This window comes from Chloroflexus sp. MS-G (assembly GCF_000735195.1).
In the GTDB taxonomy this organism is placed as follows: domain Bacteria; phylum Chloroflexota; class Chloroflexia; order Chloroflexales; family Chloroflexaceae; genus Chloroflexus.
This window is the reverse complement of the sequence record NZ_JPIM01000030.1, coordinates 26,091-40,977: the sequence shown is the minus strand read 5'-3', so window position 1 is coordinate 40,977 and position 14,887 is coordinate 26,091. Positions and strand designations below refer to the sequence as shown.

11 protein-coding genes are annotated in these 14,887 nt (G+C 54.1%); 4 read left to right on the top strand and 7 right to left on the bottom strand.

What is annotated here, in order from left to right:
* Positions 1-484: 484 nt before the first annotated feature.
* Both JE47_RS0107580 and JE47_RS0107575 read right to left on the bottom strand, forming a co-directional pair.
* Positions 485-1,813 carry an acyl-CoA dehydrogenase family protein gene (locus JE47_RS0107580; protein ID WP_031459178.1) on the bottom strand — a complete coding sequence of 443 codons (1,329 nt, stop codon included), beginning with the start codon at positions 1,811-1,813 and terminating at the stop codon, positions 485-487.
* Between the two features lie 352 nt (positions 1,814-2,165).
* Entirely contained in the window at positions 2,166-2,951 is a 786-nt protein-coding gene (locus JE47_RS0107575; protein WP_031459177.1) for a hypothetical protein, read from the bottom strand.
* A 421-nt stretch (positions 2,952-3,372) separates the two neighbouring features.
* On the opposite strand from JE47_RS0107575, the gene alaS reads away from it, so the two are divergent.
* From alaS to JE47_RS0107555, 4 genes are all read left to right on the top strand, one after another.
* Complete coding sequence (gene alaS, locus JE47_RS0107570; protein WP_031459176.1) at positions 3,373-6,057, top strand: alanine--tRNA ligase; 2,685 nt, start codon at positions 3,373-3,375, stop codon at positions 6,055-6,057.
* 93 nt (positions 6,058-6,150) lie between these two features.
* On the top strand, positions 6,151-8,199 hold the full coding sequence (locus JE47_RS0107565) for a hypothetical protein (RefSeq protein ID WP_031459175.1): 2,049 nt from the start codon (positions 6,151-6,153) through the stop codon (positions 8,197-8,199).
* Positions 8,192-8,653, top strand: a complete 462-nt coding sequence (gene ruvX, locus JE47_RS0107560) for a Holliday junction resolvase RuvX (RefSeq protein WP_031459174.1) — start codon at positions 8,192-8,194, stop codon at positions 8,651-8,653. The genes JE47_RS0107565 and ruvX overlap by 8 nt, the downstream gene beginning before the upstream one ends.
* A complete protein-coding gene (locus JE47_RS0107555) occupies positions 8,628-9,071 on the top strand; it encodes a GNAT family N-acetyltransferase (protein ID WP_031459173.1) in 444 nt (147 codons plus the stop codon). The genes ruvX and JE47_RS0107555 overlap by 26 nt, the downstream gene beginning before the upstream one ends.
* A gap of 1 nt (position 9,072) precedes the next feature.
* Here the strand turns inward: JE47_RS0107555 and JE47_RS0107550 are convergent, their stop codons facing one another.
* The 5 genes from JE47_RS0107550 to JE47_RS0107525 form a co-directional block, all read right to left on the bottom strand.
* A complete protein-coding gene (locus tag JE47_RS0107550; protein ID WP_330216972.1) occupies positions 9,073-9,390 on the bottom strand; it encodes a DUF507 family protein in 318 nt (105 codons plus the stop codon).
* Positions 9,391-9,555: 165 nt separating this feature from the next.
* A complete protein-coding gene (locus JE47_RS0107545) occupies positions 9,556-10,542 on the bottom strand; it encodes an ABC transporter permease (RefSeq protein ID WP_031459171.1) in 987 nt (328 codons plus the stop codon).
* 48 nt (positions 10,543-10,590) lie between these two features.
* Positions 10,591-11,595, bottom strand: coding sequence for an ABC transporter permease (locus tag JE47_RS0107540; RefSeq protein ID WP_031459170.1), 1,005 nt, complete (start codon positions 11,593-11,595; stop codon positions 10,591-10,593).
* Positions 11,592-13,088 (bottom strand): ABC transporter ATP-binding protein, encoded by a 1,497-nt coding sequence (locus JE47_RS0107535; protein ID WP_031459169.1) that lies wholly within the window; start codon positions 13,086-13,088, stop codon positions 11,592-11,594. The genes JE47_RS0107540 and JE47_RS0107535 overlap by 4 nt, the downstream gene beginning before the upstream one ends.
* A gap of 257 nt (positions 13,089-13,345) precedes the next feature.
* Positions 13,346-14,590: a BMP family lipoprotein gene (locus tag JE47_RS0107525; RefSeq protein ID WP_031459168.1), complete on the bottom strand. Its 1,245-nt coding sequence runs from the start codon at positions 14,588-14,590 to the stop codon at positions 13,346-13,348.
* Positions 14,591-14,887: the final 297 nt, after the last annotated feature.

The following is a 14,887-nucleotide window of genomic DNA, read 5'->3' as shown; positions in this document are numbered from 1 at the left end:
GTGAGGTTGGGGGTGGTTGCGTTATGGGGGATATGAAGCGAAGCGAATGCTTAGAGATTCTTTTTGGGCAGGAGATTTCAAAGTTTACATCCTACCAGGTAGCTGAGAGGAACGAGAAACGATTGTAGCAGCGTGCGCAGAAGTAACGACTTGCTGTTACGACAGCAGCCTGTGACCAGGTTCCCCATCGGTACCCCGATTATCCAATCAGCGCACGGTAAGGGAAGGCACCCCCATCCTCTGCAAGGAGGATCGAGGTCTGATACTTGCTCAATACGCCCTTAGAGCTTCTCAGCCTTCAGACCTCCCATCCTCTACTCAGGGGCTGATACCTTCTCGGAGTGCACCCTGGTGCCTACGAGTATCGGGGAGCGTTAGCAGCGGATGCGTGTGGTTCGTCGGTGCTGATCTATTGTAGCATTTTCCGGTCAGCAAAGGTAACTGAAGCTGAGCACGCTGAAAAGCAGGACGTTTCAGATCGCTTCTACACAAATGCCGAGATACCGGTAATAGCTCGCCCGACAATCAGTGTATTCATTTCATGGGTGCCTTCATAAGAGTAGAGCGCTTCTGCATCAGCGAAATAGCGCGCCACTCCATGTTCGAGCAGAATACCGTTCCCCCCAAGCACAGCCCGAGCTAAGGCAACCGTTTCTCGCATCTTTTCACCACAAAAGACTTTCGCCAGCGACGCTTGTTCCTGGCTGATGCTTCTATTGCGGGCAGCAATCTGGCTCATACGCAGGCACATTGTCTGCATTGCAGTTACATTTGCCAACATCTGCACCAAACTGTTCTGCACCAGTTGAAAACTACCAATCGGGCGACCAAACTGAATCCGCTGCTGCGCATACGCTAATGCCCGTTCGTAAGCACCCATTGCCACGCCAGTCATTGCCCAGGCAACAGCAGCACGAGTGATCGCTAACTGACGTGCAACACCACGAAACCCACCGACGTTAGGTAAGCGATTGGCTTCAGGTACTCGACATCCATTCAGGCGGATGTTAGCGTTCTGCACGGTACGTAAGGCAATTTTACCCTCTAACCGCTCGACTTCGTAGCCAGCCATACCACGCTCGACAATGAAACCCTGTACCTGGTTGCTGGCAACATCACGCGCCCAAATAATATTTACATCAGCAATCGGTGCATTACCACTCCATTTCTTGGCGCCATCAAGCACCCAAAAGCCACGCTCGAAACGAGCAGTCGTTGTTAAACCGGCAGCAGTGGCCGAACCAACGTCAGGTTCGGTCAATGCCCACGATCCAATCAGCTCAAAACGTTGCAGTGGCGGTAACCAGCGCTGTTTCTGTTCGGGTGAGCCGAAGAGATCGATGGAACCCATACAGAGACCCCAGTGTACACCAAAAAAGGTGTAGATAGAGGGATCGACTCTGGCCATTTCCATGCAAGCTACACCGGTTAGTACCGGGCCAAGCGCATCAATCGCATACGGTCGCGAGCCGAAGGTTTCATCAATAAGACGGGCAAAATCCGGTACAATTTCGTGAGGAAATTCCCCCCGTTCCCAATAGCCGTTTGCTAACGGACGGATACGCTCTTCCATGAACATGCGAATCTTTTGCTGAACTGCCCGCTCTTCAGGTGAAAGTTCAGCCAGAATCTCGTAGAAATCACTGTTAATCGGTGGTACGCGCTTGGGTCGCCGTTTGGTTGTGATACTCTTCCACAACAGGCCAATCTCTTGTGGCGTGACACTACGTAAGGCACGGATGGTATCAAACAAGGGAACATGTACCTGATGGAACAGGCGCGTGAGGTTTGCGGGAAGAGTTACGAGCGCCATAATTGCCTCCTATTCGTCGTTGAAGTGATAAGCAACCTCATTGTTTTTGGAAGTACATCTAATGAGTAAAGAGAATGACGCGGTGCGTTATCTTGAGTGTAACACGTCAACACTATCTATGTCAATGACAATTCTGACATCATCGTCTTCACCCTATCTGGCGGTGGTAGGATGAGGAGAGAAGGAAAAGAGAGGGAAGTGGAGCGGCGGGTTCCTAACCGATTCGCTGCGTGTGCGGAGGTACACCGCTTACGTCCGTCATCGCAGCAATAGGGCGGCGAGGGGTACCAGCTACACAACGCACAACAGGGGAACCGGTAATCCTAGGCAACCAGCCAGGGAGATTTGATCTCTATGACAGACACAAACGTGCCAGCACCCACACAAATCGCTCAGCAGCCCAAAAACCAAGAGTACGACAACATAGAATAATGTCATCATCGGTTGTTTCGGCAAACAGATACACCCGTGGCGCTAATCCGAAGCAAATGCCGGTTAGACTACTGATACAGTCTTGGAGTGCTGACAACTGGGCCGGTTGCATTGCCCAACCAATCTCGACCACGTCACGAGTAGCAAAACAGGTTGCCGCAGCAGCCATAATCTGACCGTTCTCTGCCCGAATCCCAAATGCTGGCCCATACGCTAGATGCCATGCCTGCCAGGCAGCCGTTATCGCTCGTAATGGAGTAAGATCATGAGCAACATCGCCTGGCAATCGTTGTGCTACGACCTTATCAACCGGACGGAACGTTTCTGGTTCGGCAACCATCTGACACAGCAATTGAGCATTCTCAACCTTTACCATTCTGTTCAAAGACGGCAGACTAGCCGCTGGTACGATCATCCCAAACGTATGTCGCTGCAACTCCAGTTCACCCGTGATCAGCGCGTGCAGGAGAGGAGGAAGTGCAGCGGGGAAGTCAACCGTAAATGCTAGGCGAATGAGAGGCAGATCACGCCGGATCGAGACCACGCCAACCACGGTATCATTGCTGAATGCGGCCAATGTGAACGAGTGTGTTCGCAGATGGGTTATTTGCGCCAGAGTGATGGCGTTACGATACGGCGAACGACGCAAAAACGACAGTACTTCAGGATAGTTTTCGGTGTCAAGCTGAGCGACTGATAACGGCATACTGTTTCACAAATACAATAAGGGGGCCGGTTAGAGGTTTCTCTCCAGTATTTATTTGGACTTCAGTTATTATCTCTTATCATACCAAATCTTCATCGCCAATGGAAATCACCGGTACGTATCTGGATCTCGTCCCAGATGACGTGCTCTGAGATGGGCGTAGGTCCCCACTCATGCTCTCGCTTTCCCACGCTATCCTCTTGCCGCTTAGCGAGCCGGAGGTTCGCGTTCCCAGGTGGCTTTGGGAGTCATCGGCAGCAGATAAGATGACATGCTTAAGGTCGCTCTGTTGTTGGATAATCGGCTACAAGCCCTATTCCGTGTGCAGAATGGTTGACGGTCTGCACCACAATCGTCTACAATAACGCCAGGAATAACGTTTCTACATTAAGGTATCGGCTGTTATGCAGGCCACAATCTTATGCAAAAACTAACTGCTGCTCAAATTCGCGAAACATTTATCTCGTTCTTTGTTCGTCATGGTCATACCCATGTTCCCAGCTCGTCGCTGGTCGTCGCCGACGATCCGACCTTGCTATTTACCAATTCAGGGATGGTGCAATTTAAAGATGTCTTTCTTGGTCGTGAACAGCGGCCCTACCGTCGTGCTGTTACCGCCCAAAAATGCTTGCGGGTAAGCGGGAAGCACAACGATCTTGAAGAGGTAGGACCATCACCACGGCACCATACCTTCTTTGAGATGCTAGGAAACTTTTCGTTCGGCGACTATTTCAAAGCTGAGGCGATTGCTTTCGCGTGGAAATTATTAACTGAAGAGTTTAAACTACCGGTTGAACGCCTCTGGTTTACCGTCTTCGCCGGTGATGATGAAGTACCACCCGACGATGAAGCGGCTGCACTGTGGATTGCGCAAGGTGCCGACCCGTCGCGTGTCTTGCGTTTTGGTCGCAAAGACAACTTCTGGGTGATGGGAGATACTGGCCCCTGTGGACCTTGCTCGGAAATTACTATGTACATTGGCGATGATCTGAGCCAGATGCGGGCCGAGGGTGTTAACTCCGACGATCCCAATTACGTCGAAATCTGGAATAACGTGTTTATGCAGTATGACCGCGCCACAATGCAACCGCTCCCCCGCCCATCGGTTGATACCGGCATGGGGCTAGAGCGGATGGCGATGGTGATGCAGGGTGTCCATAGCACGTATGAAACTGATCTGTTTGTAGCAATTATCAATCAGATTATCAAGACCCGTGGCAGCGATGAGCAGCACTATCAGGCTCACCGTAGCGCATATCGTGCGATTGCCGATCACGCACGAGCAATTGCCTTTCTGATCGCCGATGGCGTCTTGCCAGGCAATTTGGGTCGGGCGTATGTCTTACGGCGTATTCTCCGTCGAGCTGCGTATCAGGGACGAACTATCGGCTTCGAGCGTCCTTTCCTGGCCGACATCATTACAACTGTCATTGAGCAGATGGGCGATGCCTACCCTGAACTAGTCAAGCGACGTGAATTTATTCTGAGTGCGGCAGACCAGGAAGAGCGCCAATTTTTACGCACCTTGAGCGGAGGTCTTGCGCGCTTGCACGGTGTCATCGAGCAGGTGCAGTCGCGCGGCGAGAAGGTTATTCCAGGTAACGATGCCTTTGTGCTGAAAGATACGTATGGGTTCCCCCTCGATCTAACTCAGAAGATCGCCGCCGAACACGGCTTGACTGTTGATGAAGCGGGCTATGAAGCGGCAATGGCAGAGCAACGGGCACGCTCACGAGCGGCGGCAACCAGTAAACGCAGTGGCGAGGCCGAGCTGTGGGCTGAACTTGATCTTCCCGCCACCCATTTCACTGGCTATGAGCGGCTGAGCGATCGGGCAACGGTAATTGGGATGCTGGTCGATGGTGAGGTATTGCCCGCCGTTCGTGCTGGCCGCCAAGTACAGATCGTGCTTGATACCACGCCCTTTTACGCCGAGAGTGGCGGTCAGGTGGGTGATACTGGCCTGCTTGTTGGGCCGGAAGGCTCAGTGCAGATTGAAGATACGCGCCGTCCGTTGCCAGGTCTTATTGTTCATTATGGGCGTGTTGTAAGTGGACAGATTCGTGTTGGCGATCAGGTACAAGCGACGGTCGATATGGTGCGGCGAGCCGATATTCAACGTAATCATACCGCCACGCACATGCTTCAGCGCGCTTTGCGCGACATTCTTGGCGAACATGCTGCACAGGCAGGATCACTGGTTGCCCCTGACCGGCTGCGTTTTGACTTTACCCATACCAAAGCGGTTGATCCCGAAGAATTGCGCGAGGTTGAACGCCGGCTCAATATGTGGGTACGGGCAAATACGACTGTCCGCTGGGAAACCACCGGCTACCAGGAAGCAATAGCGCGTGGTGCAATTGCTTTGTTTGGAGAGAAATACGGTGATACCGTTCGCGTAGTAACCATCGAACGTGGTCAAGCATCTGCTGAGGGCGAGTACGCTTCACGCGATAGCCTGGAATTGTGTGGCGGTACGCACGTCACTCGCACCGGTGAGATCGGTTTTGTGCGGATCGTTAGCGAAGGAAGCATCGGGAGTGGTATCCGTCGTATTGAAGCACTTACCGGGCGTGGCGCTGAGCTGTGGGTCGAGCAACAGGCACAGGCACTGCGCGATCTGGCTGCTCGGATCAACGCGCAACCAGCGCAACTGGCTGAACGGATCGAGGCATTACTGGCCGAGCATCGCCAGCGCAAGCAAGAACTTGAAGCACTGCGAAGTAAACTGGCGCGTGAGCAACTCGACATGTTACTTGGTCGCGTACAACATGTTGCCGGTGTCCCATTGCTAGCTGCTGAAGTTGAAGCAGATTCGGTGGATCGGTTACGGGAAATGGGCGAATATCTACGCGACAAACTCGGTAGCGCAGTGATTGTGTTGGGTGCCTTGATTAACGGCAAACCGCAACTGCTCACTATTGTCACCACCGATCTGGTACGCCGTGGGTTGAATGCCGTGCAATTGGTCAAACCACTGGCTGCAATGGTAGGTGGCGGTGGTGGTGGCCGACCGGAAATGGCCCAAGCCGGTGGACGTAACCCTGATCAACTGACCGCAGCTATTGGCGCTGCGGCTGACATATTGGCCGGACAGGCTGGCTAACGATCGCGATGGTAAGGGATACGGAGGCAGTGAGCGATCACACTGTCTAGACACGCAACTATAACTCTTGTGAGTGCATAATCGGGAGAGGCTATGATCACCGATGAAACGGCGCTGGTTTTTGCGCTACCAGACGACACAGCCGAGTCGTTGATGAAGAGGGTACGCGCTACCCACGCTGCGAACGTGCAAATTCTGGCTCCTGAAGGCACGGTGGCTCTGCAACGAGTCGCCGATACCGATATGCTACGTGATCTGGCACAGGCGGCCGGTATCGGACTGACGATTATTAGTTCAGACCCGCAGATTCTCAAAGCCGCCCGTCAGAGCCGGCTAGCGACGATTGAAGTAACCGGTGCACACGTGCAACCGCCTCCGCCATCACCCGCTGAAGATTTGCCCGCTGAAGATTTAGAGTTTCTGGCTGCGCTCGATGAGTTGACAGCAGGGGGCAGCAGGAATATTGATCTCTTTGCATCATCCACTCCCCCCACGAAACCTGCTGGAGCAGAGACGCGACCTGTTGCAGCTCCAGAAACGCGCCCCGTGTCACTGACTTCTGAAGGACCAGCGGCAGCACCATCTGCGATGGGCGACGACGATCTCGAATTCTTCGATGCACTCGACGATCTGTCCGCAGCGTTTGAACAGGAGCGTACCGGTACGCCGCCACCACCGATTCCAGCGACCTCTCGGGCAAGAGAACCATTATCACGGATACGGCCAGAAGATATTCAGCTTTCTGATGAAGAGATCGCCCACGCTAGCCAGATCGGTCAACGCAGCAGTGCTGATCGGACCCAACGTACCACCGCTGCCACCCAGCGCGAACCGCGGCGCATGGCGACTCCTACACCATCATCGGGTCGTACTGCAACACCATCACCGTCGCGACGCACGATCGCACCACTTGAGTCGCGCCTCTTCAGAGTGCTGTTGGGGATCCTGATAGTGATAGTAGTGTTGGCCGGTATCTTGCTGGTTGTAACCCAAAGTGTGACCATTGTTGTCCGCTTACCGGTGCAAGCCGAAACGCCTATCGTCGGTTTGGCTATCCCACTGGTGCCGGTTACTGCGACAACTTCCGGCGCAGTGGCTGCTGAACCCATTGAAACGACAGTTGCCATCAGTATCAGAGGAGAAGTAACCGAAGGTGTCTTGACACCGATCAGCAGCGCTGCCGGTACCGTCACCCTCTTGAATCTGAATGCACAACCGATCACAATCCCAGCAGGCAGTGAATTCGTCGCTTTTGGCTCAAAAAATCAGCCGATTCCGTTCATCAGCACAACAGATGTTACTATTCCTGGCGCTACAACGACCCGTAGCGGCAATCAGATTATTACCACCCTTGGCGAGGCATCGGTGCCAATTGAAGCTCGCTCGCCGGGTAGTGCTTCCAATATTGCAGCCAATACGATTCGTGAATTGCGTATTCCTGGTGGCCCGACCATTGATCTCACCAGTGGCGTACTGACCATCAGGCACGATGCCATCGGCGGCGGCACCGACGAAGAAGTACGAGTGATCAAAGAGAGTGATGTTCGTCGTTACCTGGCCCAGGCACTTACCGACCTCGACCAGGAAGCACGTCGGCAACTTGATGGCCTGGCAATTGCACGCAATCTACAACTGGAACCAACCACCGTCTCGCCGAGCCGAGCTGAACTCGAACAACTGGCCGGATTTGAACTGATTGTTGATCCACCGGTTGGCACGTCGTTACCGCGTGATAATCCATTCTTCACCATTACTGTTCAATCACGTTATAGCGGTCTGGCAGTTCGCAGCGCTACAACATCGTTCCAACGCCAGTTGGCCGATGCGTTTAACGCACAACTGATTCAGAATGCACAATTGCGACCGGGAACCTGTCGGGCAGCTTTTATACAAGGATGGCGTTGGGACGGCACCACGCTCCGCGTTGATGGTGGTATTGGCCCGGACCCAGCCTGCGGCAACGAACTCGATCCGGCAACCAAAGCAGCAATCCAGAATGCGGTATTGGGTCGTACCCGTGCTGAAGCTGAAGCAGCACTGCGAGAGCTGGTAGCAAGCGGGCGATTAGCTGGATTTGAATTGCCAGATGGAGTTGAGCGATTCCCCGGCTGGAGCTGGCAATTACGGATACGCCATGAATGAACAAACAATTCTCGCCCTTGATGTCGGTGAACGGCGGATTGGTGTTGCGATTAGCAGCGTAGAAGCCCGCATTGCCGCACCACTAACGACCATTGCGGCCCAGCCACCTGAACGAGCAATCGCACAAATTGCCCGGCTGGTTCTCGAACGCAATGTCTGTCGGGTTGTCGTGGGGCTACCTTTGACGATGCGTGGCGAACATGGCCCACAGGCGGAAGTCGTTCGACGGTTCGCTGACACCCTGCGCGCCAGCTTACCCTGTCCGGTTGAGATGTTTGACGAGCGTCTGACCAGTGTCGCCGCCGAGCAGATGCTGCGCAATCTGGGTCTGAAACCGACGAAGATCAAAGCACAGATTGATCAGGTGGCCGCATCGATCATCCTGCAAGATTATCTCGACGCTCAACGTACCAATGCCGACCAGACTTATGAAACTCCGCATTCGTCAGATTAGTGCAGCCGAAACGCGCCCTCTCCGCCAGCGCATCCTGCGCCCCCATCAAACCATCGCCGAACTGGTTTATCCCGGCGATGATCATCCACAGGCGCTGCACCTCGGTGCCTTCGTCGCCGAACAACTAACCGGTATTGCCTCGTTCACTCCCGAACCCTGCCCTGGTGTATCAGCCCGTGCAGCGTGGCGGTTACGCGGGATGGGTGTCTTGCCGGATGCTCAACGACAGGGATACGGGACGGCATTATTAGATGCCGGAATACACTATGTAAAACAATATGGCGGTGACCTGGTCTGGTGTCACGGGCGCACGAGTGCGCTTCCTTTCTATCTAAGCTACGGTTTTGTGACGCATGGCGACGAATTTGTCGTTCCCCATACCGGGCCACACTACGTGTTGGTGTATTGGATCAGATAAATTACAAAATATAGCCGCGCTTGCGAGCTACTTCTTCCTTATGTTTGCGGAACAGAACATCGCGCTCGATCCCTTTTAGCTCGCGATTGTAAGTAGACAGGATACGTTCAACTTCCGCATCGATCTCCTCTTCAATCTTGAGATCGGCTACAATCGCGTCGTAGATCGCTTTAACCCGCAATGCCCGTCCATCGCTTGGACGTTGACCGGGCTGATCACGATAGACCAGTAATCCACGTTCGGCCAGTTCATCGTGGAGTCGTTCGGCAATTCGACGGACTTTATCTTCGCTCAGACGCATAGCGTTCCTCTCAGCGATTCACAGATCCCGACTTATGTGCTTCAGATTGCAAGTGTAGCACATTCTCAACCGGATGGATTCGGCACCTGGCGACACCTGTTGTCGTGGTGTGCAAGGAACCATTCAACAAAAAGGCGAGCTAGAGGAACGGCAGAAAGGGATTGTTCAGCCGCATTCAGAACATTACGGTCGTTCAAACGGCTGCCCAAGTGCGGCAGGGGCAGTTGCCCGCAACCGATAAACGACGACCAGCAACGGACGTTGCAAGACAGAGGGCAGCGTTGCGATCCAGCGGGCTACGGTTGGCGACGAAGCCAGATTCACCAGCGCTAACACCAGAATCATGAGGACGAATGGCGCTACCTGGATTATCTGCGAAGGAATCCCAGGTAAAGTACTCTGCGAGCGAGTAGCAACAATCTCAAGTGCTGCGAAGAGATAACAACCAAGCGCAACCCGCAATGGCCGCCAGCCTCCAAAGATAACGATTGCCAACACAATCCAACCTGAACCAAACGTATGACGATAGCTCCATCCCTGCTTGAGATCGAGTGAAAAGGCAGCACCGGCAATTCCAACCAATGCCCCGCCAAGGATCAGCATTGCGTAGCGCCAGCGCGTAACATCAATACCCCGCGCATACACTGCTGCCGGTCGTTCGCCCAATGCCCGCACGATCAATCCTAATCGTGTGCCGTAGAGCAGGTATGCAGTTGCAGGAACGAGGAGAAAACTGGCGTAGATCACTGGATCGTGACGAAATAAGATCTGGCCGAAGACAGGAAGATCAGCCAGGCCAGGAATAGGCATGAAGGGTACTGCCGGCCCAGGTAGACGAACAAACGGTGCACCGAGAAACGAAGAGAGATCGGTACAGAGTAATGCCAGGACAAAGCCAACCGCCGTTTGTGATTGGCCGAGCGTCAGACTGAACACCCCCAGAATAGCAGCCACCAACGCGCCAACCAGAGCTGCCGCAGCAAAGCCGAGGATCAGGTTTTGAGTGTTGAGCGCGACAGCGAAGCCCGTCATTGCGGCCAGCAGCATGGTGCCGTCGAGGGAGAGATTGATCACGCCAGCCCGCTCACTGAGTGTCTCACCCATCGCTGCAATCACCAGTGGTGCTGCTACCGCTAAAATCGCAGCAATATCAATCCATAGTTGATCCATAGATGGGACATTACTCCTGGATTACAACGGCACCGAACACTCGACAGATCACTGTCGTGCACGAGTTGCCAACGCGAACAGCACCAGCGCGCCCTGCAATACACCAGCAATCGCGCTATCAATACCCAGCGTTAAGGGTAGCTGAATACTGCCTACGGTAAAAGCGGCAAACGCAACCACAATCGGCAACAGCCAGCGTGGATCAGCACGTGACAGGAGTGCTACCAACAAACCCAGTAACCCGATCCCGCTTGAAATATTAGGAATTAAGGCATGATGGACAGCGACCACCTGCAACATACCGGCAATTCCGGCCAATGCTCCACAGGCAGCCAGGGTCTCGGCCATACGTCGTGCAGTAGCTATACCCAGCCGTTCGGAAGCTGCCGGATTCAGCCCCACTGCCCGCACCTCTAGCCCCCAGCGGGTCTGAGTTAATGCCCACCAAACGATAGCCAGTGCCAGCACAGCGATCACCGGTGCGGCCGGCGCCAGCCGTAGACGGTCAATGGTTGGCAACCAGAGTTCGCGGGGAAGCAGATCGGTTCCTGATAACGAAGCCGAGGTCTGACGTCGCCAGGGGCCGAGCACCATATAGAGAGCTAATCCGCCGGCAAGAAAATTCATGCCCAGGCCGGCAAAAATTTCGCTCACGCCGGCGTAGCGCCGCAAGACACCGATCAAGAGTGCCCAGAGCGCTCCACCGACGGCTCCACTCAACGCAGCCATCAGCCAGAGGAGAAGCGGCGGCCAATCGGGCCACAGACGGAGCGGCACCATTGCAGCAATCGCCCCGATAATCATCTGTCCCTCAACCCCAAGATTATAAAGCCCACCGGTAAAGGTAATACTGAGGCCAACTGCACAGAGGAGCAAAGGTGCTGCCAGCATGATCATATCGCTCAGACGAACCGGTGTACTAAACGCGCCAAAGATGATCAATCGGTATGCTTCAAGCGGCGAGACACCGGTACTCAGCAAAGCCAGTGTCGTTAGCACAAAGGCTGCAACCAGTGCCAGCAGTGGTTGAATCAGTACCGCAACCCGCTTCATACCGCCTCCACCAGGGCCTCGAAGCCAACTCCGCCGATCAGCTCGGCTAACCGTCCCGCAGACAATAACGCTCGCGGAATCGACGGGCCAATGCGACCGGCAAAACAAACAATGACTTCGTCACTGTACTCCATAATCTCATCAAGATCGGGGGAAGCGAATACAATACAACATCCAGCATCACGCCGGGCCTGCAAACGGCTCCAGATAGCACGCGCAGACGCAACATCCAATCCACGAGTTGGTTGCTCGGCCAGAATACCGCGTGCGGTCGGCGGCACCAGGGCCAGCATTGCACGCTGCTGATTACCACCCGATAACGCCGCAATCGGTGTCAGCGGAGTCGCCTTTATCTGATACTCGGCAATGGCCTGGCGGGCCAACTCTTCAGCAGTGCGACGATCAACTATCACTCCTGTTCGTTGCAGCAATGCAAAGTGTTCGGCAAGTGATAAAGCACCGATCAGACCATCACGCAACCGGTCGGCCGGCAAATACTCAATACCGGCTTCGCGAAAAGCAATCGCACCTGCGCCACTGAGATCACGACCATTCACCAATATCTGTCCACGATCAGGCGTTAATTGACCGGCCAGTAAACGTAATAAGACTTGCTGACCACTTCCATCTAGCCCGGCCAGCCCGATAATGCGTCCAGCAGCAAAGCGATGGTTGAGATCGAGCAGATGGAGCGTGCCACTGCGCACCGTCACCTGACGCAGTTCCCATACCGGTGGACTATCAATCGATGGTAGCGGACGATAAACAGGGGGGGTTGTGCCGGCATCGCCAAACATCAATGTCAACAAATACTCTTGCGGTTGAGGCATCACCAACTGACCTGGTGGTACCACCTCACCATTTCGCAAGACAGTCACCGTATGACAGAGTTCAGCAACTTCTTCCAGTTTATGTGACACAAACAAGACAGTGCGACCTTCAGCAGCAATCTGACGCAATGCGGTAAACAGTGCGCGCGTTTGCGCTGCCGTAATGCCGGTAGTTGGCTCATCGAGAATGAGCACCTGCGCACCGCACAACAGCAACCGCATAATCTCGACCTGCTGCCGCTGACCTATTGTCAACTGATCGAGTCGGGCTGCCGGATCGACTGCAAAACCCAGACGTTCAGCTAATTCCTCTAATGCTCTTTGGGCAGCTCGCCATGAACGAAAGACCCCTGGCGGCGCAGCGCAGAGCAGATTCTCTAGCACGGTAAAGGCAGGAATATCGAGCGGCTCCTGATGCACCATACCTACCCCGGCAGCCAATGCATCACCCGGCCCACGCAACTGACAGGGTTTACCGTCAAACAGAATCCGTCCTTCGTCTGGACGAAGATAGCCGGACAACACCTTCATGAGTGTGCTCTTACCGGCACCATTTTCACCCAGCACACCATGAATCTGCCCGGCAGCAAACTCTATCGTGAGGCGATTATTCGCCCACACGGTACCGAATCGCTTTGTTAGTTGTTCAACCGCAATCCGCATGGGTTTTGTGAGTTTACGTCGTGAACGGCCGGGTATACGCTCGACCGGTTCACAACACCAAACGCTGAACCTGTCTGAAGACGATTCCCTACTTCCTTATCGCAATGCAGTGGGGTTCACCCTTGTGGTTCTGGCACCGATCAGTATGTGCGCTATCGCTTCTATTCGCTTTTAAACGGCTTCTCACAACGTAGTAGATGAGAACTTCGGAAAAGTTGAGACGGGCACCGCAGACCCGTCTCAACCTCTATTATATGCTAAGGAGCGCTCTGCCCCTCGATACCGGCCAACAACTGAGAGGTATACCAGATAGTCTTGTCATCGGCAACTTGACCCTCTGGCACGAAAACACTTCCATCTTGATAGTAGAGCGGCCCGGTAAAGAGATTTAGACTCCCGTCGGCCAGTTTAGCAATAAACTCATCGAGCTTCGCTGCGTTTTCCGCACTGAGGGCCGGACCCTTAACAAAACCGATCATACTCGTATCAGGATCATTCAAATTACTCCAGTTCGGCCCTGTCCATTCCCAGGCTGGCTCCCATTTACCGGCACGGGCCAGTTCCACCAAACGTTTGTAATCAGGTCCCCAGTTGAAGTAGGGCACACCGAGACAAACCGCTTCACCCTGCGCACAGGCCCCTTTGAAGTCATAGGGTATAGCAAAGACCCGCTTCCCAGCTTGAGCTGCTTTATTTGCCTCAACCAGCGCCTCAGTCGTATCAATACCAGAGAGAATAACATCGTAACCTTCGTTAATGAAATCGTTTGCAACCTTGGTTGGATCGAGGGTAACGCCTGGAATGTTGAACCAGAAGCCGATCCAGGTCACCTTGAATGCCAGCTCTTCAGCCGGACGACCACGATAGGTTTCCCAGCAATACCGTGCGCCAAGATAAGACGAATTCACCAATCGGCGTGTCTCCGGATCGATCAGTGGACCAAGGTAGGCCAGACGGCCGGCTTCAGTGGTCAAGGCCGCCGCACAACCCGCGATCATCTTACCGTACTCCATGCGCCCCATGAGATTTCGTACATTCGGCGGCGCCTCGCCAGTTAACACCTTATCGCCAGACGCATGGATAAAGGCCACCTCGGGGTGTGCCGCAGCAGCAACATTTGTTCCATCGGCAAACTCTGCCGAATTGGTGATAATCAGGCGAGCACCCTGGCCGATCAACTCTTCGATGGCCTGCTCGACTTTTACATTAGGACGATCTGCCGGATTCACCTTATCGATGTAAATGAATTTGACCCCTGGTACCTTCTCAACCACGTACTGGGCTGCCTCGTAGTGAGCCTGATTCCAGCCACCATCATTAATCGGCCCAACCAATACCATACCGAAGATAAACTCTTCACCGGCAGATGGTGTCGTTGGTTCGGTTGAGACGGCGGTTGGTACAGGGGTTGAGCCGGTGGTTGGCTGTGAGCCACACGCTGCCAACACAAGACTTAACAGCGTAAGAACCAGCAATGACCAGCGAGCAAGACGGACATTCATCGGTCGACTCCTTTTTGAGCATCTGCAAACCCCTAACACGAACAATGAAGCGGCGCAACAAATGAACAAGTCACTGCTGCGCCGGGATGGTTTTGCGCAGATTAACACCTCTGACGGGGAGGATTCCCTGATGGCATCATCGCCAATCAGGGCGCTATCGTGGAGCGCCCGATTACAGAGCGAGTATATCCGAGAGCAGCTTGACTGTCAATGTGCACCTTCGCTAGGTGCTGCACAAGTTTTTTGGCAGTATGATACCCGCTGCGTCCTGACAGCACTGGTATGAGGATACGCACC